The sequence below is a fragment of the Anoxybacillus sp. B2M1 genome (assembly GCF_001634265.1).
In the GTDB taxonomy this organism is placed as follows: Bacteria; Bacillota; Bacilli; order Bacillales; family Anoxybacillaceae; genus Anoxybacteroides; species Anoxybacteroides rupiense.
Genome location: NZ_CP015435.1, coordinates 3,422,484 through 3,448,167, shown reverse-complemented (window position 1 = coordinate 3,448,167; position 25,684 = coordinate 3,422,484). Strand labels below are relative to the sequence as shown.

General features: G+C 43.8%; 24 protein-coding genes and 2 other annotated features. Of the genes, 2 read left to right on the top strand and 22 right to left on the bottom strand.

The features are described 5' to 3' along the window. On the bottom strand, positions 1-267 hold the full coding sequence (gene zapA, locus GFC28_RS16760; protein ID WP_044742986.1) for a cell division protein ZapA: 267 nt from the start codon (positions 265-267) through the stop codon (positions 1-3). 474 nt (positions 268-741) lie between these two features. Between zapA and rnhC the strand changes: the two genes are divergently transcribed. Beyond that, positions 742-1,665, top strand: a complete 924-nt coding sequence (rnhC, locus tag GFC28_RS16755) for a ribonuclease HIII (RefSeq protein ID WP_044742987.1) — start codon at positions 742-744, stop codon at positions 1,663-1,665. Between the two features lie 224 nt (positions 1,666-1,889). Here rnhC and GFC28_RS16750 read toward each other — a convergent pair whose 3' ends face one another. From GFC28_RS16750 to GFC28_RS16715, 8 genes are all read right to left on the bottom strand, one after another. Next, positions 1,890-5,015: an MMPL family transporter gene (locus GFC28_RS16750; protein WP_044742988.1), complete on the bottom strand. Its 3,126-nt coding sequence runs from the start codon at positions 5,013-5,015 to the stop codon at positions 1,890-1,892. Continuing rightward, positions 5,012-5,464: a MarR family winged helix-turn-helix transcriptional regulator gene (locus tag GFC28_RS16745; RefSeq protein ID WP_044742989.1), complete on the bottom strand. Its 453-nt coding sequence runs from the start codon at positions 5,462-5,464 to the stop codon at positions 5,012-5,014. Before GFC28_RS16745 ends, GFC28_RS16750 begins: the two co-directional genes overlap by 4 nt. Positions 5,465-5,955: 491 nt before the next feature. Continuing rightward, the gene (locus tag GFC28_RS16740; protein WP_052660954.1) at positions 5,956-6,903 is read right to left on the bottom strand and encodes an ABC transporter permease; all 948 of its coding nucleotides are present in this window, start codon (positions 6,901-6,903) and stop codon (positions 5,956-5,958) included. Beyond that, complete coding sequence (locus tag GFC28_RS16735; protein WP_044742990.1) at positions 6,896-7,810, bottom strand: ABC transporter ATP-binding protein; 915 nt, start codon at positions 7,808-7,810, stop codon at positions 6,896-6,898. Before GFC28_RS16735 ends, GFC28_RS16740 begins: the two co-directional genes overlap by 8 nt. 607 nt (positions 7,811-8,417) lie before the next feature. Continuing rightward, a complete protein-coding gene (pheT, locus tag GFC28_RS16730; protein WP_044742991.1) occupies positions 8,418-10,832 on the bottom strand; it encodes a phenylalanine--tRNA ligase subunit beta in 2,415 nt (804 codons plus the stop codon). A gap of 15 nt (positions 10,833-10,847) precedes the next feature. Further along, positions 10,848-11,882 (bottom strand): phenylalanine--tRNA ligase subunit alpha, encoded by a 1,035-nt coding sequence (gene pheS, locus GFC28_RS16725; RefSeq protein ID WP_044742992.1) that lies wholly within the window; start codon positions 11,880-11,882, stop codon positions 10,848-10,850. A 43-nt stretch (positions 11,883-11,925) separates the two neighbouring features. Next, positions 11,926-12,160: a binding site (T-box leader), on the bottom strand. An 84-nt stretch (positions 12,161-12,244) separates the two neighbouring features. Next, positions 12,245-12,565, bottom strand: a complete 321-nt coding sequence (locus GFC28_RS16720) for a hypothetical protein (protein ID WP_044742993.1) — start codon at positions 12,563-12,565, stop codon at positions 12,245-12,247. Positions 12,566-12,612: 47 nt separating this feature from the next. Next, positions 12,613-13,368 carry a TrmH family RNA methyltransferase gene (locus tag GFC28_RS16715; RefSeq protein ID WP_044742994.1) on the bottom strand — a complete coding sequence of 252 codons (756 nt, stop codon included), beginning with the start codon at positions 13,366-13,368 and terminating at the stop codon, positions 12,613-12,615. Positions 13,369-13,464: 96 nt separating this feature from the next. On the opposite strand from GFC28_RS16715, the gene sspI reads away from it, so the two are divergent. Then, positions 13,465-13,674: a small acid-soluble spore protein SspI gene (sspI, locus tag GFC28_RS16710; RefSeq protein WP_044742995.1), complete on the top strand. Its 210-nt coding sequence runs from the start codon at positions 13,465-13,467 to the stop codon at positions 13,672-13,674. A gap of 687 nt (positions 13,675-14,361) precedes the next feature. Here sspI and GFC28_RS16705 read toward each other — a convergent pair. The 13 genes from GFC28_RS16705 to nrdR all read right to left on the bottom strand — a co-directional run bounded on the left by GFC28_RS16705 (position 14,362) and on the right by nrdR (position 25,678). Beyond that, on the bottom strand, positions 14,362-14,697 hold the full coding sequence (locus tag GFC28_RS16705; RefSeq protein ID WP_052661021.1) for a hypothetical protein: 336 nt from the start codon (positions 14,695-14,697) through the stop codon (positions 14,362-14,364). A gap of 26 nt (positions 14,698-14,723) precedes the next feature. Further along, positions 14,724-15,500 (bottom strand): class I SAM-dependent methyltransferase, encoded by a 777-nt coding sequence (locus tag GFC28_RS16700; RefSeq protein ID WP_172798664.1) that lies wholly within the window; start codon positions 15,498-15,500, stop codon positions 14,724-14,726. Positions 15,501-15,631: 131 nt separating this feature from the next. Continuing rightward, a complete protein-coding gene (locus GFC28_RS16695; RefSeq protein ID WP_044745971.1) occupies positions 15,632-16,717 on the bottom strand; it encodes a M42 family metallopeptidase in 1,086 nt (361 codons plus the stop codon). A gap of 68 nt (positions 16,718-16,785) precedes the next feature. Beyond that, complete coding sequence (locus GFC28_RS16690; protein WP_044745970.1) at positions 16,786-17,271, bottom strand: dUTP diphosphatase; 486 nt, start codon at positions 17,269-17,271, stop codon at positions 16,786-16,788. A gap of 14 nt (positions 17,272-17,285) precedes the next feature. After that, the gene (locus GFC28_RS20135) at positions 17,286-17,705 is read right to left on the bottom strand and encodes a DUF1294 domain-containing protein (protein ID WP_312856943.1); all 420 of its coding nucleotides are present in this window, start codon (positions 17,703-17,705) and stop codon (positions 17,286-17,288) included. Positions 17,706-17,826: 121 nt separating this feature from the next. Continuing rightward, positions 17,827-18,186: a 50S ribosomal protein L20 gene (rplT, locus tag GFC28_RS16680; protein ID WP_044745968.1), complete on the bottom strand. Its 360-nt coding sequence runs from the start codon at positions 18,184-18,186 to the stop codon at positions 17,827-17,829. A gap of 38 nt (positions 18,187-18,224) precedes the next feature. Further along, entirely contained in the window at positions 18,225-18,425 is a 201-nt protein-coding gene (rpmI, locus tag GFC28_RS16675) for a 50S ribosomal protein L35 (RefSeq protein ID WP_044745967.1), read from the bottom strand. Positions 18,426-18,447: 22 nt separating this feature from the next. Continuing rightward, positions 18,448-18,993: a translation initiation factor IF-3 gene (infC, locus tag GFC28_RS16670; protein ID WP_080862150.1), complete on the bottom strand. Its 546-nt coding sequence runs from the start codon at positions 18,991-18,993 to the stop codon at positions 18,448-18,450. 140 nt (positions 18,994-19,133) lie between these two features. Continuing rightward, positions 19,134-19,265, bottom strand: a sequence feature (ribosomal protein L20 leader region). 123 nt (positions 19,266-19,388) lie between these two features. After that, positions 19,389-21,320 carry a threonine--tRNA ligase gene (gene thrS / locus GFC28_RS16665; protein WP_044745966.1) on the bottom strand — a complete coding sequence of 644 codons (1,932 nt, stop codon included), beginning with the start codon at positions 21,318-21,320 and terminating at the stop codon, positions 19,389-19,391. Positions 21,321-21,837: 517 nt separating this feature from the next. Beyond that, on the bottom strand, positions 21,838-22,716 hold the full coding sequence (gene ytxC / locus GFC28_RS16660) for a putative sporulation protein YtxC (RefSeq protein ID WP_044745965.1): 879 nt from the start codon (positions 22,714-22,716) through the stop codon (positions 21,838-21,840). A 94-nt stretch (positions 22,717-22,810) separates the two neighbouring features. Next, a complete protein-coding gene (gene dnaI / locus GFC28_RS16655; RefSeq protein WP_221212038.1) occupies positions 22,811-23,737 on the bottom strand; it encodes a primosomal protein DnaI in 927 nt (308 codons plus the stop codon). A gap of 31 nt (positions 23,738-23,768) precedes the next feature. After that, positions 23,769-25,157 carry a replication initiation and membrane attachment family protein gene (locus GFC28_RS16650; protein ID WP_044745963.1) on the bottom strand — a complete coding sequence of 463 codons (1,389 nt, stop codon included), beginning with the start codon at positions 25,155-25,157 and terminating at the stop codon, positions 23,769-23,771. 59 nt (positions 25,158-25,216) lie between these two features. Further along, the gene (gene nrdR, locus GFC28_RS16645) at positions 25,217-25,678 is read right to left on the bottom strand and encodes a transcriptional regulator NrdR (protein WP_044745962.1); all 462 of its coding nucleotides are present in this window, start codon (positions 25,676-25,678) and stop codon (positions 25,217-25,219) included. Positions 25,679-25,684 lie beyond the last annotated feature (6 nt).

The following is a 25,684-nucleotide window of genomic DNA, read 5'->3' as shown; positions in this document are numbered from 1 at the left end:
TCACTCATCCTTTTCTCGTTTCTTCATTTGTTGTAAAAGTCGGTCATATTCCTCTTTCAATTTAATATATTCATGAACAGCGTTAACTGCTGTTAACACGGCTAGCTTTGTGACATCAAGTGTCGGATTTTTTGAGCTTATTTCTCGCATTTTATCATCTACAATCGATGCTACTAACCGAATATGGCTAGAGCTTTCCGTACCAACAATGGAGTATTGTTGTCCGTATATATCGACTGTAATTCGCGTTTTGTGTTGCTCCGCCAAATGATTTCCCCCATTCTGCAAAATCCTATTGTTTATCATATCATGAATGCTGTTATAGTTAAAGTAAACATGTTTTTCTTACTTATCTATCCAAGTATCAAGTCTCTCCATTTAGAAAGAATTCATTCTTGGTTTATAACATCGCTTCAACGAACGTTTGTTTGAATGTTTGCCACGCTATACGTGACGAAGGCAATCTTCAGCTGTTTAACATCATCCACCTCTAAACAAAGTAGAGGTGGGGGACGTTCATAGATGAACAGTTCTTTCTTCAAGCTTTCGCTATGTACATAGCGAAAGCTTAAAAGACAGCATTCCATTCTTTATGATAGTATCATAAAATGAAATCGATTTTTCTTCATGATCGGTCAAAATAGTAAGAAACATGGAGTGATTACAGCCGAAACGCGAAGAATCGAATGAAAAAACAAGGATGATTCAACATCCCAATCCATTGATAAGAAGGTGAAGATAGTGGCTCATTATGTTATACAAGCGACAGAAAGTACGATAAAGCGCATGGAACAGTATTATAATTCGTATATAACAGGGCATCTTCCTGCCGGCGCTTTATTTGTTGCCAAAAAAAATGGCTGCACGATTACTGCCTACCGATCAGGAAAGGTGCTATTCCAAGGGAAAGAAGCAGAGAAAGAAGCACAAATATGGAGCATTCCTGCTTCACAGCAGCCGACATTGAAAGAGCAAAACACATCTTCTTCGCGATTGTCCATTGTGTCTGCCGTCGGTTCTGATGAAGTAGGGACAGGCGATTATTTCGGCCCGATCGTCGTTGTGGCCGCTTATGTCGCTAAAGAGCAAATCTCTTCACTTGCAAAAATGGGCGTCAAAGACTCGAAGCAATTGACAGATGAGGCGATTTGCCGTCTTGCTCCTTTATTGATGGAAAAAATCGAGTATGAGCAAGCTGTGCTTTCAAACCACACTTATAACCAGTGGCAACAAAACGGAATGCCGCAAACAAAAATAAAGGCGCTGCTTCATAATGAAGCGATCAAAAAGCTTGTACAAAAGCTGGCTCCCGCATCACCTGAAGCCATTATCATTGATCAGTTTATTGAACGTGATCGATATTTTCTCTATCTAGAAGGGGAACGCCATGTCATCCGCGATCACGTCTATTGCATTCCAAAAGCAGAAACGGTCCATATCGCGGTAGCGGCCGCTTCGATCATTGCCCGTTATCTATTTTTGCACGAAATGGACAAATTAAGCGAGCAAATGGGAATGAATCTCCCTAAAGGCGCAGGAGAGCATGTTGACAGAGCGGCCGCCAGCCTCATTCAAACCCATGGCGAGGCCTCTCTCGAAGCATGTGCCAAACTCCATTTCGCCAATACGGAAAAAGCGAAGCAAATCGCTATGAAGTGTAAGTAACCATCCAGGAAAACAGGGCGATAAGTAAAGAAGCGAAGCCGTTTTTCAATCTCATCCTCCAATTATATCGAAGCGGGAACGCATAGCTTTTTTTCGACCATCTGGGCATTGCTTACTTCTTATATAGCTTTTGTCCGTCTCCTCTAGATCTTCAACTGTTCAAAAACAAAAACCGGAGCACAACATCTCTCTTGCTCCGGTTTTTATGGCTAAGAAAAAACTATTTATTGTCTGATGTACGGCCACCAGTTCGCCTTTCCGAACGTTTTGACCATCACAGGGATAAATAGCGGCAGGACGATAAAAGCATACAGAATTAATCCTGTTAAAACAATGGTCGCAATTTGCAGCAATGAAAGCACGCCGGATGGGTACATAGCTGCAAATGTTCCGCCTAAAATGACAACGGCAGAAATAATGACCGTTCCCATATTTTTCATTGCCTCAATCATCGCTTCCTGTATTGGCTTATCCTTATACTCGTTGAAACGATCCATTAAGAAAATGCTGTAATCAATGCCAAGCGCCATTAAGATCACAAAAGCGAAAAACGGCACTGCCCAGTTAATTCCGGCATAACCTAGCAGATTGACGAAAATCAATTCTGTGACAGCCATCGACGTGTAGTATGTCAATACAAGCGATAAAATCAAATACATCGGCATGATAAACGAGCGCAATAAAGCGATCAAAATCAGCGCAATTCCGATAAACATAAACATGACCGTGCGCGAATAATCTTTTTGCGAAACTTGGTCTAAATCTGAATAAACGCTTGTAACTCCGCCGATTCCTACTTTGGCGTTTTCTAATTTTGTATCTTTAACCGCTCGCTTAATGGCCTGCTTCAGTTCTTTCACTTGATTGATTGCTTCTGTCGAATAAGGATTTTTCTTAAATACAACATCTATGGTGACAACTTTTCCATCCTTCGACATATAAGCTTCTTTAGCCTGAGCAAATTCTTGGCTTTCAAGCACTTGTTTTGGCATATACCATCCCGCTAATTCTTCATCTGGCGAAGATGATAACTCAGAGAGGTAGCTTTGTGCAGAGCCAAGGCCATTTTCGACCTGTTTGAGCCCGTTCACGCTTTGGTCTAATCCCCCGATAAGCTCATTCATTTGCCCATCAAGCTGTGAAAAACCTATCAATAGCTGCTCCTGTCCATTATTCACTTGATTTAATCCATTAGCGAGTTGCGGCAATTGTTGAACAATTTGCTGCTGGCCGTCCGCAGCTTTATCCATTCCTTGCTGCAGCTGTTCCAATCCAACGATTAATTTGGTCATGCCATCAATCAGCGCTTTTTGTCCAGCAATCAGATCATGAAACGAACGATTGGCTTGGCGCACACCGGCGGTTGTCTTTTGCAATGCGCCATTCAGTTGGGCCAATCCTCCAGCCATTTGCTTGGACTGCTCGGCAAGCTGAGCCACTCCTGCTTTTGTTTGTTGATACTCAGCATCTTGCTGTAACTCCGGATGTGTTTGCTCAATATGATTCAACGAACCATTTACCGCTGACAATTGCTGTGATAACACACTCATGCCGGACTGTATTTGTTCATATTGCCCAAGCAATGACGATAATCCAAAACCGGCGCTTTCATAGCCTTGCAGAAGCTGTTCTGCTCCTGCAAGCAATTTTTTAGCATTTGCTTGCACGGATGCAAGGCCATTTTTAATTTCTCCAGCCCCTACTGAGCCATTGCGAACGCCTTTCTCAATTTGCTGTAATCCTTTCTGCAAATCGCTGACTCCTGTTTTCAATTGATTCGTGCCTGATACAAGCCCTTGAATCCCATCTGTCGCCTGTTTCAATTGCGGCGCAGAAGCAGACAACTGTTGACTTGCTTGACTTAATCCGGAGCGAATTTGTTCGATGCCGTCTGCTCCTTGGCCAATTCCATCTTTCAGCTGCTTTGCTTGTTCTGTCACAAACAGCTGCTCAATCGGCTCTCCTGTCGGCCGAGTGACAGAGCGAACGTGGTCGACGCCATCGACCCTCTCAATTTCTCTGCTCATTTTTTCAATTAAATAAAAATATGCATCAGAATTCATATTTTCATCATTTTTCATGACAATTTGCGTCGGCATCGCTTCTCCTGGACCAAAGCTATCGGCAATAATATTAAATGCTTTAACCGATGAATAATGGTCACCAATCTCCTCCATAGAGTTGAACGACAATTTCCCATCATATGTTAATAAGACAGGAAGCGTAATCACCGCTACAATCGCGAGCGATACAAGCGGTTTGGCAAAGGAAAAGCGTCCTGCTACTTCCCATAGCTTGCTTTGTTTATGCTCAAGCGAGCCTTTTAATGGCCAAAATAGCTTTGGACCAAGCACCGCCATAAAAAATGGAACAAGTGTCATCAGCGCGATGAGAAGCACAGCAATCCCGACGGCAACAGCTGCGGCGGATTGATATAACTTAAATGTTGACAACCCGATCGCCGCAAAACCAATCATAACGGCAAATCCGCTAAATAACACGGTCTTTCCAGCAGTGCGATACGTGGCCACAATAGCCTCTGTTTTGGTTTCATGCCGCGACAATTCCTCTTTAAAACGGCTTAAAAGCAAAATGCAGTAGTCTGTTCCAATTCCGAACAATACCGCCACTAAAAAGGTTTGAGTAAACGTCGAAAGCGGAAAATTCACTTGGTCAACTAAAAAGGCCACAATGGATTGCGATACGACATATGTGATTCCGACTGCGAGCAGCGGAATAAACGGCGCCACTGGTGAACGGAACACAATTAATAAAACCGCTAAAATAAAGACGACTGTAATCCCTTCTGTTTTCTTTAGCCCTTCTTGCGAGCTGACTACAACATCTTCATCGATCATCCAGCCGCTTGTATAATAGTGCTCTAACGAAATATTATCAATCGCCTTGTACAACGCATCGCTCATTTGTTTGGCACTGCGATCGTTCTGCTCTATTTTAAGCGATGTGAGGATAGTGGTTCCATCTTTGGACACAAGCTGATCTTTTAGCTCCTTTTCTTGAAAAGGCGATACAATTTGTGTAATACCAAGCTTATCCTTATTCTTTTCTAATTGTTCAATCGCTTGTTCCGCTTCTTTCCAATCCCGATCGGTCAACTTCCCATCGCGGTGAAACACAAGCGCCACGCTCAATTCATCACCCGTTTTCTGCTTCTTCTGGACTTCCTCCAAGATCTCGGAAGCTAAGGTCGAGGAATATCCTTTCGGAACCGTAATTTGTCCTTTTTCGCGAATAAGGTCGGCCATATTCGGGGCTGTCATGACTAACAGCACAGCTGCAAGCACCCATATGCCTAATACCAACCATTTCCCTTTAATAATCGCCCTCACGCTTCTACCTCCATTTCATGCAAAGCAGCTGCCAGTTTTTCATACAGTTGAAGAAACATTTCAATTTCTTGCTCTGAAAATTTAGTTATGAATGATCCGACAAGTTTATGAATTTTTTCTTCTGTCTCTTGAAACCACTGCATCCCTTTTTCGGTTAATGTTAAGTAAATAACGCGGCGATCTTTTTCATCACGTATCCTGCGAACCATTTCTTTTTCTACAAGACGATTGGTCATCGCAGTAATCGCACTTTTATTGACAATAAATGCGGAAGCAAGCTCTGTCGAGGTGCAAATGCCTCGCTTGTACATATAGCGCAGCAAATAATATTGATCGTTTGTTATGTCCTCGTCAAGCTCACACTTGACAAGCATCGCCCCCCTTTTCATCACATCAAATGAAACGGAAAGATACCGTTCAACCAGCTCTTTTACTTTTTTCGACTGCAAAAAATCACCACCCAATAGTTAAACTATTTAACTATTAAACAATATAACTATTACACTCGAAAAAGTCAATGAGAAAATATTGATCATGCCATAATAAAAAGCGAAAGAATGAGATGAAATCGGAGACGCCAAAAAACCGCACATATATTTTATGTCGCAATAGCATTCTTATGCGAGGCTTATAGCATGTAGCCTTCCAAAATATAGAGATAGCCATTCTTCATCATATGGTCTTACTTTCCGATGCTCTCATGTCCAAAACATAGGGTAGTTCGCTAAGCAGGGACGGAACCACCCGATAAATGCATGTCTCCCATCGACACTTGGTTAAAGAAATGAGAGACTTCTCAGTGAATGATGTTGCCATTCAAATAATTTTTTCGAAAAGATCCAATCACCGAATGAACTTTGAAACTGATCGCTGCTTTTTCAGCATAAAAGGATGCCTTTAAAATCCGGCATCCTTCTTGTATCGTTCGTGTCCTCCTCTTTTAAGCAGCGATGTCACGCTTTTGAAAAATCAACCATGCAAGTGCATTAAACACGAGAAAATAAAGAAGCAGCATCATAATCGAAAACGACATCGTCATTCCTTCGACCATCGGCATTCCATCAAGATATTGGGACAAATTGGTATTGGCAAACAACAAATATTTAGCCCAGTCAAATTTCATCGCTAAGAAATATGTGATCTGCGGACCAATAAATAAGGAAAAAGTGGCTAAGCCAATCGCAAGCGATTGATTGCGAAAAACGGTCGAAATCATAAAAGCGAAAGTGGTCATCATCACTAAGTCAGCGCAATTGAGCGCATACATTTGCAATACATACCATATCATGCTCTTTTCTACGACCTCGCCGTTTTGATACGCTAAATACGGATCTTTGATCGTCTCGATCCCAAAAAGGGCAGCGCCGCTTATCGCGGAAACCGCAAACAAAAGAACGAGCAACCCAATCGCAAACAACAAAGCAGCCATGTATTTCGAAAGCAAAATTTTAGCGCGGTTTGTCGGCCGGATCAGCAGCAGTTTAATCGTTCCCCATGAAAACTCGCTAGCCACACTTCCTGCGGCGACAATGATTGTAAACAACGTAACAAGAGAAATCATGCCAGCCGAGCTTTCAAGATATCCCCAAAATGTATTGGACGCGATCGGTTTAATATCATGTTTTAGACGATATTCGTTAATTTTCAGCTGCTGTGTTAAATAATCTTTATATGTTTTTGAAATATTCCCTTCTTCTAAACTTGCTTTAAAACTAGCAGTCTCTGCTGTTACCTCCTTTCTCCAGTCCGTCGGTTCGCGATAGCTTGTTTTGACGATAATCGCACCGGCAACGGCAACTAGCACGAGCAACCCAATCATAAACCATGTGCCAAACCGATAATAAATTTTCATGTTTTCATTGCGAATAAGTGAAAAAAAGTTAGACAATTTCGTTTCCTCCCGTCATTTCAAGAAATCTTTCTTCCAGCGATTTTGCTAGCACCTGAATTCCGTATACTTGGACATGTTCGGCTACTAAAGCGGCATTGAGCTTTGGAATGTCGTGATAATCGATGTCCACTTCTATTCCTTGTCCACTTTGCTGAACATGGTAGTGAGGAAAGCGTTCTTGAACCACCTGTGCCGCTTTTTCAATCGGGTCTACGATCCATAATACCTTTTGCGCTTGTTTTGACAGCTCCTGTACCGCTTCAATCGTCACTAGCTTTCCATGCTGGATGATCGCAAAACGGTCGCACATCATCTCCATTTCAGATAAAAGGTGGCTGGATACAACAATTCCCAATCCTTCTTCTCTGGCCAGCTTCCGTAAATAATCGCGAATTTCACGAATACCCGCAGGATCAAGTCCATTTGTCGGTTCGTCTAAAATAAGCAGAGAGGGACGATGAAGCAGTGCTTGGGCGAGTCCTAAACGCTGCCGCATACCGAGTGAATATGTTTTGACCTTGTCGTGAATGCGATGCTCTAATCCTACTAGTTTGATCACTTCATCAATTCTGTCTTTCGTCACTCCACTTGTCATCCGGGCATAGTGCAGCAAGTTTTGGTACCCAGTCAAAAATTTATACATTTCTGGATTTTCAACGATAGCGCCAACATACCGAATCGCTTTTTCAAAATTTTTAGCGACATCGATGCCATTGATCAGCACTTCGCCGCTCGTAATATCCATTAATCCCACAATCATCCGGATGGTTGTCGTTTTTCCGGCTCCATTCGGCCCAAGAAAGCCAAATACTTCACCGGCAAATACCTCGAGTGACAAATCATGAATAATCGTTTTACTTCCAATATCTTTTCGGACATTCTTTAACTGCAAAAGCGGGTTCATAAGCTTTTTCTCTCCTTTGCCTCGTTTTCTGATCCCTTCTTTCTTGCTGTCCTACATGAAGCCATCCTCCAAGCGCCAAGAAAAAACAAAAAATCGCTACACGGTTCCCTATGAATGAACCTTCAACGAATTCTCTTTTTTCAAATCATAGAACAGCCATGCTTCGATCAAGACAGCCTCATAAGATATGAGATCATGTTCATCCATTCCCCTCCCTCTATAATAACGAACATAGGCTACAATAGGTTTCAAAATTATTCCATAAAATAAAGAGAGGGGGACCTATAAGTTTAATTTCTCTGAACTGGTATTATATCAAAAAAATGACACATGGAATCAAAAAAATATAAAGATCGATTGATTCAGATTGAAAAATCGGTATAAGGAAAAAGTAAAAACGTTTCAATCATTGGAAAAAATCAATGATATAAGCTTTCGGTATTGGATCTATTGGCGAGCGATATAAATCGAATAATCAAGCTGGGACATATATTCAAAAACAGATTCTATGTTTCAACAGTGGGAGGTAAGTTATTTTTAGTACGGAAAAGTTCATGATGATAAAAACCCCCATCCTACGCCTTGGCATAAGATGGGGATTTCCTTTTTATCCGCGCAACGTAGCGCCGAATTGTCGTTCCACTGCTTTAATGACTTGTTCGTGAACAGCCGTAACTTCTTCATCCGTAAGCGTTCGCTCTGGATCGAAGTAACGAAGTGAAAACGCGATCGATTTTTTGCCTTCTGGCAAGCGGTCGCCTTTGTATACGTCGAAGATCGCTACATCTTTTAGCAGCTGCCCGCCAGCGGCGATAATCGCTTTTTGTACCTCGCCGGCGACAGTCTGCTCATCGACAACGAGCGCGATATCGCGTATGATAGATGGGAAACGTGGAATGGCTGTATAACGAATCTCTTCTACTTCCACATGTAACACATCAGACAAGGCAAGCTCAAACACATATGTTTCTTTCAAATCAAAATCTTTTTGCACAATCGGGTGAAGCTGACCGACAAACCCCACTGTTTTTCCATTCAATAAAATCTCGGCTGTGCGCCCTGGATGAAGGTGCTCTCGCTTTGTCTGTTTATATTCGATATGGTTTTCCAGTCCTAACAGCGCAAACAATCCATCTAAAATCCCCTTGATTACATAGAAATCAACCGCTTTTTTCTCTCCTTGCCATAAGTGCACATGCCACGCCCCTGTCATCACTCCAGCAAGACGTTCTTTTTCGTTTGGCAACTCGCTCTCGCTGTTTGGCAAATAGACAGAGCCGATCTCGTATAACGATACGTTTTCGACTTGGCGAGCGCGGTTATAGCTGGCTGCTTCTAACAGATGAGGCACCAGGCTCTGCCGCAGAACACTTCGCTCTTCGCTCATCGGTAGGGCCAAACGAATCGGCGCGGCAGCCTCAAGCGCAAACATCGTCGCCTTCGCCTCATTGGTGAGCGAGTACGTAATCGCTTGGAATAAGCCAGCATCTTCTAAATAACGGCGCACTTTGCGGCGTTTCGCCTGATATGCGGTCAGCTTGCCCGGAGTGGCTTCAGCAACTGGGAGAGTGGCCGGCAAGTTGTCATAGCCGTACAGACGTGCCACTTCTTCAATGATATCTTCTTCAATGGCGATATCGCGGCGCCGTGATGGCACAGTTACCGTAAACGTTTGGTTATCTTCCGTGAAAGCAAATTGCAAGTTCGTCAAAATATGGGCCACTTCTTCTTTCGTAATCGCTGTGCCAAGCACTTGATTAATGCGATCAAGCGTAATTGTGACCGTCACTTCTTTCAGCTGCCATGTATTTGCTTCCACTACGCCACCGACCACTTCACCGCCTGCGTACTCCGCCATTAACGCTGCCGCACGGTCCAGCGCTTCCTTCGTACGCGCTGGATCGATCCCTTTCTCAAAGCGCGTGCTCGCTTCGCTGCGCAAGCCATGGTCTTTTACCGCTTGGCGGATAATCGGACTTGTAAAATAGGCCGATTCAATAAATACCGTCTTCGTATTATTTTGCACTTCGGAATTCGCGCCGCCCATCACTCCGGCTAACGCAACTGGCTCGCTTCCGTTCGTAATAACAAGATGATCGTCGGTTAATGTTCGTTTGACATCGTCTAGCGTTACCATTGTTTCACCCGCTTTCGCGCGGCGGACGACAATCTCTTTGGAGCCAAGGCGGTCATAATCAAAAGCATGAAGCGGTTGGCCGTACTCAAGCAAAATGTAGTTTGTAATATCAACAACGTTATTGTGTGGACGAATGCCGGCCGCCATCAAGCGCGCTTGCATCCAAAGCGGTGATGGGCCAATTTTGACGTTTTTCACAATTCGTCCGGCATAAAGAGGATTATCCTCTTGTGCATCGACGCGCACAGAAATGTAATGGTGAACATCTTCATGATTTTCATGAACCCCCCTCTCAGGCAGCTTCACGCTTCGGCCTAAAATCGCGGCCACTTCATAAGCGACACCGATCATGCTTAAACAATCCGCGCGGTTCGGCGTCAAACCAAGCTCCAACACTTCATCATCCAAATGGAGCAGTTCAAGCGCATCGGCTCCCACCGGAGCATCGCTAGGAAACACAAAAATACCGTCAGCGTACTCTTTTGGCACAAGTTTCGGCTCGATGCCAAGCTCCTGCAATGAGCAAATCATTCCGTTTGATTCTTCACCGCGCAATTTCGCACGTTTAATTTTGAAATTGCCTGGCAATACCGCGCCAACCTTTGCGACTGCTACCTTTTGTCCTTTAGCGACATTCGGAGCGCCGCAAATGATTTGCACCGGTTCTCCCTCACCAACATCGACGAGGCATTTGCTTAATTTATCGGCGTTTGGATGCTGGTCACGCTCCACGACATGGCCGATCACGACGCCTTTCGCCCCTTTGTTTAACACTTCAACACTTTCCACTTCGATTCCGCTTTTCGTGATGCGGTCTGCTAATTCTTTTGCTGTTACTCCTGTTAAATCAACATATTCCTGCAGCCATTTATATGAAACAAACATCCATCAAACCTCCCTTTACACCCGGTTGAATTGTTGCAAGAAACGAACATCGTTTTGATAGAAATGGCGGATGTCGTCAATGCCGTATTTCAGCATCGCGATGCGTTCAGGCCCCATCCCGAACGCAAAGCCGGTATATTTTTTTGAATCAAAACCGGCCATTTCTAATACATTTGGATGTACCATTCCAGCCCCTAAAATTTCAATCCAGCCTGTACCTTTACATACGTTACAGCCATGGCCGCCACAATTAAAGCAAGAGACATCCACTTCCACAGACGGCTCCGTAAACGGGAAAAAGCTTGGACGAAAACGAATGTCGCGATCTTCGCCAAACATCTTGCGGGCAAACTCGCGCAGCGTTCCTTTTAAATCGCTCATGCGGATGTTCTCATCGACAACGAGCCCTTCAATTTGAGTAAACTGATGTGAATGCGTCGCATCGTCGTTGTCCCGTCGGTATACTTTCCCCGGGCAAATGATTTTCACAGGACCGCGTCCTTGATGCTTCTCCATCGTGCGCGCCTGTACCGGAGATGTATGCGTGCGCAGCAAAATTTCCTCTGTAATATAGAACGAATCTTGCATATCGCGCGCCGGATGACCTTTCGGAAGATTGAGAGCCTCGAAGTTGTAATAGTCTTTTTCGACTTCTGGCCCTTCGGCAATCGTATACCCCATGCCGATAAACAAATCTTCAATTTCTTCAATTACGCGCGTCAAAGGATGATGATTTCCTCGGCGCACTGGGCGCCCTGGAAGCGTTACATCAATCGCTTCAGCTGCTAATTTTTTCTCGACCTCCTGTTGCTCAAGCTCTGCTTGTTTTTCTTCGATTGCTGTTTGGATCGCTTCACGCACCTCATTGACAAGCGCCCCCATCACTGGGCGTTCCTCAGGAGACAATGCTCCCATTCCGCGCAGCACTTCGGTAATCGGTCCTTTTTTGCCGAGATACGCTACGCGCACCTCATTGAGCGCTTTTAAGTCATTCGCCTGCGTAATTTTTTCAAGCGCCTCTTGCTGAAGCTGCTGTAAACGTTCTTTCATGAAAAAACCTCCTCTATGCAAAAATAAAAAACTCGCCCCCTGCATAAGGGACGAGTGAAATCGCGGTACCACCCTTGTTAACAGCGAAAAAGCGCTGTTCACTTCATTGCGATAACGGCCATGGCCGGAACGCCTTTACATTTTGCAATAGCAAAATGGTCCAAGCGTCAACTCCAGAGGTGAATTCACTTGCTTCTACCATAAAAACGCTCCCAGTCTCCGGCGTTTTCTCCCTGGATGGCGAGGGACAAGCTACTCTTCTCTTTCATCGTTATTTTTCTTATTTCATTATTTTTATATTATAGGCAATCCATCCATCTGTTGCAACCACTATCTGCTGAGCGAACAAACATATACGATTACTATCTCATGCTTCGCCATTCCACTATATCAGCTTCTTGCTCCATTGTGTGAGCCGAAAGCCGCTCTACTTGCCGTGCTTGTTCCTCTGACGAACCTCCCCATCTCCCCCTCGTTAAGAAATGGAAGACTTCTCGGTGGATGATGTTAAACTGGAACTCTCTCTTTTTTAACATAGCCACATCTTCTTTTTGCGCAGAGGCGTCTTCTTTGAACCGCTTCACCTCTCCTTGCAAATGAGCAATGCCCCTCTTCATTTGTTCCATTTCGGGCATTTTGTACATCGAGCCGTTCAATAACCGCATGGAACAATGCTTTTCCATATGGAATCGTTTCTTTTAGGATTCATTCAGTAGTGTATCTTTTACGTTTATCCCCGCAAATGGTAAAGCAAAATCCCGGTGGCCACTGCCACGTTCAGTGATTCAGCTTGTCCATGAATAGGAATGTACAAATTTTTCGTCGTCTGCTCAAGCCATTCCTTGCTGACGCCGCTTCCTTCATTGCCGACAAGAAGAGCAAACGCACCGCTAGCGTGTACTTTTCGATAATCATCGCCATTTTCTAAAGATGTCCCGTAAATTGGAATATTTTTTTCCTTTAACGTTTGCATCCATTTGCTAAGGGAACCGCGGATGATCGGCAAATGAAAAAGCGAACCTTGTGTAGCGCGAATGACTTTCGGATTGTACACATCTACACATCCCTCTCCAAGAATCACAGCATCCACGCCGGCCGCATCAGCTGTGCGAATCATCGTCCCCACATTCCCCGGATCTTGCACCGCATCCACAAGAAGCAGCTTCGCTTTGCTCCAATCAAGCGATTCATCGCTTAATTGCCTGCATACGGCCGCAATTCCTTGCGGGGTTTCCGTATCGCTGATCTCCCACATTACTCCTTCTGTAACAACTGTAATTGGAATATGAGCCACATTCCATTCTGAAGGAATGGTCTTGCTTTCCTCAACGATCAATTGAACAAGCGAAACACCGCTTGTTAAAGCTTCCTCCACTAAATGGAACCCTTCAATCAGAAAAAGCCCTGTCTTGTCTCGTTCTTTTCTTGTCAGCAGCTTCTTCCACTGCTTTACTTGCGGATTTTTTGTCGATTCAATCCGTTTCAATCTCCATTCTCCTTTTCTTTTTTGCCTGTCACTATACATAATAAACGAAAACGACGACAAAAATAAATGTGTAATACATAAAGCGAGGTGAGGAATTTGGATCTAAATTTACGGCATGCAGTCATGCACAATGTAGCCAACAATACAAAAGAACAGCTTGAAGATACGATTATGGATGCGATCCAACGCGGCGAGGAAAAATATTTGCCAGGTCTTGGCGTTTTGTTTGAAGCGATTTGGAATCACTCATCCCCGGAACAAAAAAATGATATGCTAGTGACGCTTGAGCAGGCAGTAAAACAATAAAACAGACTCTCGAAAATGTCCGTCCCGCTGCTTTCCATCAAATGATGCAGCGGGACGGCGTTTTCTTTATGACTGATTTTTAAGTCGATGTCTTTGTTTATGTCGGTTGTTGCATCTGTGAACGAAAAGATGGGAACGCATGAACGATTCCAAAACAACATTCCCATTTTTGTAATAGTCAAAGACGAGCGGGTTCATCCTCTGCCTATTTTGGGACAAATGCTGATAATCCAGTTTATCTATTTCAGATCAATGGTTAATGACACATTTTTTGCATGAGGCGTAAATGTTGCTTTCCCCGTTGGTAACCGTTCTTTCTCGCTATCCTTTACGCCCTCTTTTTTATTTTTTAACATTCTTCAGTCGAGAAGTCTCCCACTTCTAAATCTTGCGAAGCTTGATGAAAGTGGGAGATGAATCGACTTCGGACAAGGACAGGCTTTTGCCTGTTCAATTGTCTGACCCTGTGGTAAAATAAACCTATGTCGTTCTTTCATAACTGGATATAGGAGGTTGCATGGAGAAAATAAAATGCGAAAACCAAGCTGATCCTTCCATGCGTAAAATATCCAAGGTACAAAAGAACTCCGAATTGTCGGACATCTAGGGTTGGAACGACCCGAAGTCACGCTCAGGGAGACGAAAGGCGGCTTTCGTCGTGGAACTGAGAAGCTCCCACTTCAAGCTTTAGCTAAGTGGTGAGTAGTTCACATACTCGTCAATCGTGCGGTAGTGAGTAGGAGAAACCTCAAACGTATAAGTAACGCCGGAATATAAATGCAACTTAAGGGATTTACTATTTACAATCATCAATTGAACTTGAGGAATATGAGCAATGTTTTTGTTTTGATATCCTTCTGAAACGACATGGACCAAGAATTTAGAATATTGGCCGTCTTGATCTACGATTTTGATAGTGACAGGTATTTTATCAGAAAGTTGATTCTCCGCATCTTTTGGATGAGAACAAGCAACAATGAATATAACAAAGGCCATGATGAATAGCCACGCTTTTTTTATCATCGGCACCTCCCTTAAAATTAAAAAGGTCATAAGGCTTTCTGTTCTTTCACCGCGACAATGCGTATGCGCTTGTAATCCGCCACCCATTCTCCTCTCTTCCATAGATAAGGCTTTAGTGATTCTTTTATTTTTTCATAGAGAAATAGCTTTTCTTCTACATCGATTCCTAGAAAAAAATCGCCGGCAAAACTATCAAGCCAGTGGATAAGGCCTTGTTCGCCATCAGCCAGTGGAGTTGGACGGTCAAAATGGATTGCGTGCAACACGCGAAATCCATACCTTTCAAGCAACGCACTATACTCTCCAATGCTCGGAAAATACCACGGGTTCCTCTTCTCATAAATTCCGGCGTACTGCGCTAGCACCATTTGAATCGCTTGAACAATCGCTGATATATTTCCTTTTCCACCAAATTCAGCCACAAACTTTCCGTTGGGCTTTAATGACAGGAAAATGGATTCAACCACCTTCTCCACATTTTTCATCCAATGTAATGCTGCATTGGAAAACACTGCATCATACAGCTCACTTGTTCGAAATGACTCCCCGTTGTCTACAATGAAGCAAATATCTTCATACTTTTCACGAGCTTTCGCAATCATTTCAGAAGATGCGTCCATTCCGACAACAATGGCTCCTGATTTAGAAATTTCATAGCTCAAATCGCCCGTGCCACAACCTAAATCAAGGATTCTCTCCCCTGCTTGTGGATTCAGCCATTCAATGACTCCTTTTCCGAGATCAGAAACAAAACGAAACTTTTTATCATATAAACTTGGATCCCATGCATTCAAAGACGCCATTGACTTTCCCCCTCACAGCCCATATTGGATTGAGTTCGTCTTTCCATTATTTCCAAGCATTTTTAACAAAAAATGCTCCATCGTATGAAATGGAGCATTCTTCTTACATCGTATGACAGTCCGTTTATTCCTCAATCAAACGTAATCTCTTTCACTTTTGCTTCATCAAGGCGCTTAATCACTTCGACAAGTAGTTTCACCGTGTTTTCATAATCGTCGCGGTGAAGCATCGCAGCATGCGAGTGGATGTAACGTGTCGGGATGGCAATCGTCAGCGCCGGAACACCGCTTGCCGTCAGGTGGATAGCGCCCGCATCCGTTCCTCCGCCCGGCATCGCGTCAAAATGGTATGGGATATTTAATTCTTCTGCTACATCAATGACAAACTCGCGCAACCCTCTATGCGACACGAGCGTCGCATCATATAGCACGATATGCGGGCCAGCACCGAGTTTGCCCATCGCTTCTTTCTCCGAAACACCTGGTGTATCTCCAGCAATGCCGACATCGACAGCAAACGCAATATCCGGTTGAATGAAATTTGCCGACGTTTTCGCGCCGCGCAATCCGACTTCTTCTTGAACAGTACCAACACCATAAACGACGTTCGGATGCTCGACATCTTTCAGCTGCTTTAATACATCAATGGCAATGGCACAGCCAATACGGTTGTCCCACGCTTTCGCAAGCAACATTTTTTCATTATTCATGACCGTAAATTCAAAATACGGAACGATCGAATCACCCGGGCGCACCCCCCATTCCATCGCTTCATCGCGGCTAGATGCGCCGATATCGATAAACATATCTTTGATTTCGACCGGTTTTTTGCGCGCCTCCGGCGGTAAAATATGCGGTGGCTTTGAACCGATCACACCGGTGATTTCTCCTTTTTTCGTGATGATGGTGACACGCTGGGCGAGCATCACTTGTCCCCACCAGCCTCCAAGCGTCTGAAAGCGGATAAATCCTTTTTCATCAATTTGCGTCACCATAAAACCGACTTCATCAAGGTGGCCAGCCACCATAATTTTCGGACCGTTTTCTTTTCCTGCTTTTTTCGCGACAAGACTGCCGAGCCCGTCTGTTGTGACCTCATCGGCATAAGGAGCTATGTATTTTTTCATGACTTCCCGCACTTCTCGTTCATTGCCGGGCACACCTTTGGCATCGGTTAATTCCTTTAGCATGGTTAACGTCGGATCTAGCTTTGCCATATTCAAACTCCTTTCATATGTACTTCATCCCCATTATAGCGAAAAGAAGTACCAATGTACAAAATTTGTTAATAATTCTGATTTTGCCGTTCGTGATTAATTTCATTTTTTTTCCTATAGGCTTGTTCCATTTGCTCAAGGGAAAAACCTAGTTGGTTGCCTAAACGCAAATATTCAGCAAATAAATGCTGGTAGCTTGCCAAAGATTTGGCTTCATAAAACTGGTGGGCAGCTTGAAAAACGAATAAAAACTGTTCAACTAACGAACGAGTCTCTGATACTCGATCATCAGCTGTAAAATCAAATCCGCATTCCAAACCAAGCGATAGAATAAAGTGCAAGCCATCCACATATTCTTCTAATATCTTGTCTTGCGGCGCTGGCGGCTTCACACTCCAAAACTTAAAACAGCGTGTTTCATTGGCGAGCTCTCCAAGCTCAACAAGCAAAGCTAGCACTTTCCGGTCGACAAGATTTTCATGTTGCAGCCCATGCTGTGTCTCAATTCGTTCATCAAGCTGGCGCTGCAATGAATAAAGCATTTGTACGTTCATTTTCTTCTCCCCCGCTATTGATAAAGAATAACATAAATAAGCATATCGAAAATAGCCAAAAGCGGCAATCCATAACGAAAGAGGCGGTGTCGCGTTTTATGGTGAAAGCCATACATGCCAATGGCTGCTCCGATTGCGCCTCCGGCAAAAGCAAACAACCAGATCGTCCGCTCAGCAATCCGCCATTTCCCTTTTCTTGCCTTCTGTTTATCAAGCCCCATTATTAAAAAGCTAACGGCATTCACAATCGCCATATACCATTCCATGCTCCTCTCCACCTCTCTTGAGTCATGACCGGATGACCATGCTGATGAAAAAATGACCATTCTCGTTTGGAGAATGGTCATCACAGACTGTTGTTCAACGCTTGCATCTTGGGCCAATGACCGCGTTCGCCCGCTCATGAGCTTCTTTTGTTCGCTTCGCGTCTTCATCCGGCTTCGTTCCATGTTTGGTTAAGCGTTTTACATCCGGCCTGATGTGGAAATACATGATGCTTAAAATGGTTGTAGACAAAGTCAACACCGACTTTGTCTACAACTTCCATCTGTCTCTTTATTTATTTAAGTTAGCTTTTGCAATATCAGCCAGTTGCGCGAATGCTGCTGCATCGTTTACAGCCAACTCAGCAAGCATTTTGCGGTTTACTTCTACACCAGCAAGCTTTAAGCCATGCATTAAACGGCTGTAAGAAAGTCCGTTCATGCGAGCTGCCGCGTTGATACGCGTAATCCAAAGCTTGCGGAAATCACGTTTCCGTTGACGACGGTCGCGATATGCATACATTAATGATTTCATTACTTGTTGGTTTGCGACTTTATATAAACGATGCTTAGAACCGAAATAGCCTTTTGCAAGTTTAAGAACTTTTTTGCGACGTCTGCGCGTTACTGTTCCGCCTTTAACACGTGGCATCTGTTATTCCCTCCTACGATTATGTTTCATTCCAAAAATTATTTTAAGTTGTCTAGCATTTGACGAATACGTTTAAAATCTCCAGAAGATACAAGCGTTCCTTTGCGAAGCTTGCGTTTTTGCTTTTGAGTTTTATTAGCAAACAAGTGGCTAGTAAACGCATGAGAACGCTTCAATTTACCAGTACCCGTCTTTTTAAAACGCTTTGCAGAGCCTCTGTGAGTTTTCATTTTTGGCATAGGGTGTATCCTCCTCGTTCGGTTATTTGTCGTTTTTCGGTGCGAGCACTAAAAACATGCTGCGTCCGTCCATTTTCGGAGCAGATTCAACAACGCTAATATCAGCGCAGGCCTCAGAAAAACGGTCCAACACGCGCTGGCCAATTTCTTTATGGGTAATAGCCCGCCCTTTAAAGCGAATGGTTGCCTTTACTTTATCGCCTTTTTCAAGGAATTTGCGCGCATTGCGAAGCTTCGTATTAAAATCATGCTCTTCAATTGTCGGGCTCAAACGAACCTCTTTCACATTAATGACTTTTTGCTTTTTACGCGCTTCCTTTTCTTTCTTTTGTTGCTCAAAACGGAATTTGCCGTAATCCATAATTCGGCATACCGGTGGTTTAGCGTTTGGCGCGACCATAACCAAATCAAGGTTCAATCTGGCTGCAATTTCCAACGCCTCTTGTTTTGATTTAATGCCTAATTGCTCTCCGTTTGGATCAATTAAACGAACTTCGCGCGCACGAATGCTTTCGTTAACGATAAAATCTTTGCTAATAACTAGCCACCTCCAAGGTTTTTTACGAATGACTTGTTTGCATAATGCACCCTTTGCTAGGAAACCGAAGCGAAACACTCGTTTCTGCGTTTCATTTTTGCTTGGCCGTTGTCTTTCCTCTCCACCATATACTCATGAAGAATACGGGGCTTTGGAAGACTCGCAGCCTTGCATACAAAAAAGCATGAGTGCATACGACACCCATGCTTTTACGATCGGACTTTTCATAGACGAACCGTAACAACCCGCTAACAGCGATCCGCGTCAGACAGGTGAGAAGCCGGGTGCTTCTGCTTTTGTCACAAACAAGTATTCAATTTGACTTATATAGATTACCATATTGGAAGCAGCATGTCAATATAAGCATTTTTCAACACAACGCATACTATTATATCTAACTCTTTCTATTTTAGCAACACTTTTTTTCAACGGCGCACTTCTGCCTTGAATGCATCGATAAAAGCGGCAAGAGGCATCGTTTCGCTTTTTTGTTCGCCATATTTGCGGACATTGACAGCCTGCTCTTTTACCTCGTTGTCTCCAACAACAAGCATGTACGGAATTTTTTGCATTTGTGCTTCGCGAATTTTATAGCCAATTTTTTCATCGCGTTCGTCAACTTCCACGCGAAATCCTTGCGATTGTAGCGCTTCTCTCACTTGATGCGCGTAGTCGGCATGAACGGCTGGCGATACTGGAATGACTTCCACTTGCACTGGAGCAAGCCATGCAGGGAACGCTCCTTTATATTCTTCAATTAAGAAAGCGACAAAGCGTTCCATGGTGGACACGACGCCACGATGGATGACAACTGGTCGGTGCGGTTTTCCATCCTCGCCGATATATGTTAAATCAAAACGCTCTGGCAGCAAGAAATCAAGCTGAACGGTCGACAGCGTTTCATCCTTTCCAAGCGCCGTGCGCACTTGCACATCTAGCTTTGGACCATAAAACGCCGCTTCTCCCTCCGCTTCATAATATTCAAGCCCAAGCTCGTCCATCGCTTCACGCAGCATGCTTTGCGCTTTTTCCCACATCGCATCATCATCGTAATATTTTTCTTTATCATGCGGGTCGCGGTAAGACAAGCGGAATGAGTATTCGTTTAAGCCAAAATCTTTATATACTTCAAGAATTAAGTTGACGACTCGTTTAAATTCGTCTTTGATTTGATCTGGACGAACAAAAATATGGGCATCGTTCAATGTCATGCCGCGCACGCGCTGCAGCCCTGTCAAAGCCCCTGACATTTCGTAGCGATGCATCGTTCCAAGCTCAGCAATGCGAATCGGCAGCTCGCGATAACTATGGATTTTGTTTTTGTATACCATCATATGATGCGGACAGTTCATCGGACGAAGAACGAGCTGTTCGTTATCCATCTCCATTGGCGGGAACATGCCATCTTGATAATGATCCCAGTGTCCAGATGTTTTATATAGCTCAACGCTTCCAAGCACTGGTGTATACACATGCTGATAGCCAAGTTCTATCTCTTTATCCACAATATATCGTTCAATCGTGCGGCGGATGGTCGCACCTTTCGGCAGCCAAAGCGGCAGGCCTTGTCCCACTTTTTGCGACGTTGTAAAGAGCTCAAGCTCCTTCCCAAGCTTGCGGTGATCACGCTCCTTCGCTTCTTGCAGCAAACGAAGATGTGCTTCCAAATCCTCTTTTTTAAAGAAGGCCGTGCCGTAAATGCGCTGGAGCATTTTATTTTTGCTGTCCCCGCGCCAATACGCGCCCGCAATGCTTAAGAGCTTAAATTCCTTAATTTTTCCTGTCGATGGCACGTGGATGCCGCGACAAAGATCGAAAAATTCGCCTTGTTCATAAATGGAAACAACTTCTCCTTCAGGAATGTCGTTGATGAGCTCAAGTTTTAAATTGTCACCAATTTCTTCATAACGGCGAATCGCTTCCTCGCGATCCACCTCTTTGCGGACAATCTCCAAGTTTTCTTTCACGATTTTTTGCATTTCTTTTTCAATTTTTGGAAGATCCTCTGGTGTCAATGATTCTTCCATATCAATATCGTAATAGAAGCCATTCTCAATGACTGGACCAACGCCCAGCTTTACATTTTTGTACAAGCGCTTGATTGCCTGGGCCATTAAATGGGCTGTACTGTGACGTAATATTTCGAGCGCTTCTGGCATGTCCTGTGTGATGATTGCAATCGCTCCATCTTGATGAATCGGTGTACGTAAATCAAGCAATGTATCGTTTAATTTTCCAGCAATGGCTTTTTTCTTCAATCCAGGGCTGATGGAAGCAGCAATTTCTTCCGTTGTCGTTCCTTTTGGAAACTCCTTCACTGCCCCGTCAGGAAATGTAATACGGATAACCTCTGACATCGCTTTTCACTCCTTTTTGAATATTCATATAAAAATAAAAAACTCGCCCCTCCAATAAGGGACGAGTTGAATTCGTGGTTCCACCCTTCTTCCCACCGCTCTCTCACCCAATCGGCCACAAAAGCCCAAGTGAGTAGCGATGGCTCGAATCGCATAACGGTGCGTTCCGTCAGCAATTACTTGATCGCAGCGAGTTTGGACTGCCTACAGCTTTTCTGTCGCGGCCGACATGCTCGACCAGCCAGGCGAGCGAACCGCACGGCTCCCTTCGAACAATGAACTGCAAATGAATTTGCCTGTTGGCGTCCTTGTTCGAGGAAAGCGGCAGAAAAGCAAAAATAACTCCTACAATCGTTCACTGCTGAAGTTCCGAGGCGGTAAGTGCATTTTCCGTGTTAGGAAGGTTACAGCCAAAGCCTTCCCTCTCTGGAAACCGTAAAAATACACCCATGTCCTCATCATGACTTTTCCACATGTTTCATTATGTACGTTATTATAGAATGTCTGATGAGAAAAATCAAGTCGATCGATCATTTATCGACATGGCCGTCTGGGCATCGGCAAAATCCGTCGGTTTACAAAAGCGAAGCCGTTCTTGAAACACATTTTGTAGCGTTTGAATCATTCCGTCATCTTCACATGAAGTATAGACATATACCAATTCAGGAGCAATCGAAACAAGCGGCGCTAATACAGAAGAATCGATATACATCGGCTGACTGACAGGCAAATTGCGGTCAATCAGCTGGGTTAACTCCTTTTTTGTCACATGGCGAAACTGTTCATCAAAAAAAAGAAAGTCCGAAGAGCGATGAACAAGATGAACAATCCGCCACTTGGCTTCCCGTTCTGCCACGTAATCGCGCAGTATTTGCACAAAATTTTGATATTCTTGCTCTAGCTTATATTCATCAATGGCCAGTTCGACATAATGATTCAATCGTTCCATATATCGTTTCAGCCGGAATGTAACAAACGAGGTGAGTGAAAAAGAAAGATTATCTTTTAAAAATGGTAAAAGTGCATTCATAATGAGCGCATCACGCGACATGGTGCTTTTTTTCCCGCTTCGATAATCATATCGTTCCCCCTCAAGGAACGAATGAGTTAATTGCAAAATTTGATACTGCTCTTCCTCGTTTTTAAAATAAAATGTTCCAGAAATAATGGACAGCAGCAGCCGATCTTCAATAAAACGAAGAATAAACTGCGTAATCGCAGGTGCCACGCACGATGAAATAGCTTCATCCACACATTGGTCTATGTCAATCGTAACTAAAGAATTTCCATCGTACTTCAATTGCAAATAGGGACGGGTTGTCCCGTTCACTTTTTCTTGCAAAAGATCAAAAAATTTTTCTGCGTCGCTTGTCTGTTCGAAGTAAATCTCAATCAATGTCGTCCCCCCTTTGTAAGTGAATGCTTGTTCTATATATATGGGAGGACGCGTTGATTTAGAATCAGAAAAACAAGCGATCCGTTCACTTCGCTTAGTCTAAACGGCGATTTCTTCCTTTTATCTCCACAGGATCTGCTAAATAACGGATGCGTTCCATCAGGCGCGCCGCTTTCATTTGTTCTTCCTCGCCTCTTTGGGAATACGTTAAGTGGTGGGCTAACTGCTGCAAATCAAAATTCGATGTAAAAAAAGTCGGAAGATTTTCCAGCATCCGGTATTGCAAAATCGGACCTAGCAAATCATCACGCACCCAGCTTGACATGGATTCGGCCCCAAGATCGTCCAGCATTAAGACGGGAACTTTTTTGACATAATCCAATTTTTCGTTCATCGTTTGATCCTGCCAAGATCCCTTGAGTTCACGAAAAAATTCAGGTACGTAGACGATGAGAGAGGACACCTTTTTTTGTGCCAGCGCGTTGGCAATCGCTCCAAGAATATAAGTTTTTCCAACACCAAAAGAACCGTATAAATAAAGCCCCTTGATCTTTTTTCCCGGTTCATAATTTGCTACAAAATGCTCCGCTCGCTCAATTGCCTTCATTCGTCCGTCATCGGCAAGATCGACATCTGATAACGAAGCCTGTAAAATTTCGCGCGGTACAAATAAGCTTTGAATTAACGCTTCCTGCCGTTTCCGCTCATCATGCTTGATCTTCGTTGGACAACGGTCATATTGAATATCAATAGCATTTCCATGGAGCACAAGACGCGGGTGGTATCCCTTGAGAAGATTGCGGCACTCGCCTAAGCTTGGACAGCGCTCACAATTTTTACTTTGTTGGATAAACTCATATAATTTCATTAAACCTCGTTCCAAAATAACGTTTGTTACCTGATCCCTGTGCTCCCGCAAAAAGGCCTGTACTTCTCGGTGAGACAAAATCTCATGTTTTAGCTGCTCATATCGCTGCCGGAAATCTTTCCGGTGGAGCAGACGATGAAGGAGCTCGTCCATTGGCTTCACCACTCTCACCTCCTGTTTTTATTTACTGATTCCGGTATTTTTTCAGACGTTCTTCCAGTTCGCGACGCTTCTGTTCAAGGTTGACTTCTTCGCTTGTTCCAGACTCCTTTTGACTATAATCCATATTGAGCCACTCAGGCAACATTTCCTTGCGAACCGTTTTTTGTACCGTTTTTTTCTCTTTCCCGGTCGCCCAGCTCTGATATTTTTTCGTCTCTTTTTTCGCCAGCTCCATCGCTTCCTTAACGGTGCGAATTTTTTTCCGAGCCCAATGGCTCGCAATTTTCTCTACATATGCCTTTGATAGCTTCATATCTGTCCGAAGCATGACATAATAAATTAACACATTGACAACACCAGGAAGAAGCTTTTGCTGAAACATAATCTCTTCAATAAGCTGCAAGTCGCTTAGCGAAGGCTCTGCTCCCCCTGAAATATCGATCAGCAGCTGACGCGGTGAAATCGTTTCGAGCTGTTTGATCAGCAGCTCTTCCTTCGTTTTTGGTTCCGTATTCTCCATTGTGCGGTATGTAAGCGGCTGAACGCGCGTGCTTAGCTGTGGCAGCTCTTCCCCGCGTTCAAACTGATACCAATCGCGTGCCGCTTTTCTTAATGCTTCAATATCAATATGTGCAGCAGGATCAATCACACTAAGTACAATTTTTTGCATTTCTAATGGATCAATACCATATAAAAAGGACAGCTTTTTAATGGCCTCGCGCACTTTTGCGGTAATGGCTCTTTTGGGCACAATCTGCCTTGAAAGCCCTGCAAAAAATAAATCAAAGTCAAATACTTCTTCTCCTAATACATACGTGTCTGCACTCCGTCTCATATATTCATAACCATCAGGTAGATGCAAGTCTTTTTTTGTTTCTTCATTCATGACAGCAACCATCTGTTCCGGATGCACGGAGTAAAAAATATCATTAAATGATCGTGTAATGGCGGTAAATTGACTTTCATCAATTGCTGGCACCGAGAAAAATTGCTTCAAGGTCTGAAATTTCTTTCGCCCCACACGATTGTAAAGAAACACATTGAACACACTATCCGTGAAAAACTGCTCTGGCGTAAGCGGGGGCTGCAGCTCGTAAATAAATAGCTTCGGATCTTGTTTGTCGTTGACATATGTTTTCAACAATCCAATCCCTTCCAGTTTTAGACGTTCGTCATAAATTTCTTTTAGACTGCATTGCATAATCGCCATCAAGCTATGATGGGTTGTTTCTTCCGCCGACAGATGCTGTTCAAGCTCCCCCCACAAGGTCATATATAGACTGAACGCGCGTGAACCGATTAACGGCTGATATAACAGTGTGATCACTTTTCGATCAAAATCATGTAAGATCCCATTGCTTCGCACCATATAACGATCAACAGGAATAAGCTCCTTCCAATGATGTTCCATGCTATCGCCCTTCCCCATTAGACTAAAAAAAGGGCTTTTCCGTAGATCGAGCAAGCCCTTTACCGCTGTTCTTTTTTAATTAATTCCTTAAGTTCTTCAATAAACACGTTTAAATCTTTAAATTGCCGATAAACGGAAGCAAAGCGAACATACGCTACTTCATCGACACTCGACAGTCGCTCCATCACCATTTCGCCGATCGTTTCACTTTTCACTTCAGCCACTCCGCCATTGCGTAGCTCTTTCTCAATCTCTTGGGTAATATGCTCCAGCTGTTCTAGAGCCACCGGCCGCTTCTCGCACGCTTTAATGAGCCCTCGCAATATTTTCTCTCGGCTAAATTCTTCCCGCGTTCCTTCCTTTTTGACGACAATCAGCGGCATTTCCTCTACTTTTTCAAATGTGGTAAAACGATAATGGCACTGTTCGCATTCCCTTCTGCGCCGAATGGAGCGCCCTTCATCAACCGGTCGCGAATCAAGCACCCTTGTGCCATTATGGTGGCAAGATGGACATTTCATATGAAC

Bases quoted from the DNA above. Each gene is read 5' to 3' on its own strand.
- GFC28_RS16735 (WP_044742990.1), bottom strand. From the start codon at position 7,810: ATGAACCCGCTTTTGCAGTTAAAGAATGTCCGAAAAGATATTGGAAGT.
- pheT (WP_044742991.1), bottom strand. From the start codon at position 10,832: ATGTTTGTTTCATATAAATGGCTGCAGGAATATGTTGATTTAACAGGA.
- pheS (WP_044742992.1), bottom strand. From the start codon at position 11,882: ATGAAAGAACGTTTACAGCAGCTTCAGCAAGAGGCGCTTGAAAAAATT.
- GFC28_RS16720 (WP_044742993.1), bottom strand. From the start codon at position 12,565: ATGGAAAAGCATTGTTCCATGCGGTTATTGAACGGCTCGATGTACAAA.
- GFC28_RS16705 (WP_052661021.1), bottom strand. From the start codon at position 14,697: ATGATAAAAAAAGCGTGGCTATTCATCATGGCCTTTGTTATATTCATT.
- GFC28_RS16700 (WP_172798664.1), bottom strand. From the start codon at position 15,500: ATGGCGTCTTTGAATGCATGGGATCCAAGTTTATATGATAAAAAGTTT.
- GFC28_RS16695 (WP_044745971.1), bottom strand. From the start codon at position 16,717: ATGGCAAAGCTAGATCCGACGTTAACCATGCTAAAGGAATTAACCGAT.
- GFC28_RS16690 (WP_044745970.1), bottom strand. From the start codon at position 17,271: ATGAACGTACAAATGCTTTATTCATTGCAGCGCCAGCTTGATGAACGA.
- GFC28_RS20135 (WP_312856943.1), bottom strand. From the start codon at position 17,705: ATGAAGACGCGAAGCGAACAAAAGAAGCTCATGAGCGGGCGAACGCGG.
- rplT (WP_044745968.1), bottom strand. From the start codon at position 18,186: ATGCCACGTGTTAAAGGCGGAACAGTAACGCGCAGACGTCGCAAAAAA.
- rpmI (WP_044745967.1), bottom strand. From the start codon at position 18,425: ATGCCAAAAATGAAAACTCACAGAGGCTCTGCAAAGCGTTTTAAAAAG.
- thrS (WP_044745966.1), bottom strand. From the start codon at position 21,320: ATGTCAGAGGTTATCCGTATTACATTTCCTGACGGGGCAGTGAAGGAG.
- dnaI (WP_221212038.1), bottom strand. From the start codon at position 23,737: ATGGACGAGCTCCTTCATCGTCTGCTCCACCGGAAAGATTTCCGGCAG.
- GFC28_RS16650 (WP_044745963.1), bottom strand. From the start codon at position 25,157: ATGGAACATCATTGGAAGGAGCTTATTCCTGTTGATCGTTATATGGTG.
- nrdR (WP_044745962.1), bottom strand. From the start codon at position 25,678: ATGAAATGTCCATCTTGCCACCATAATGGCACAAGGGTGCTTGATTCG.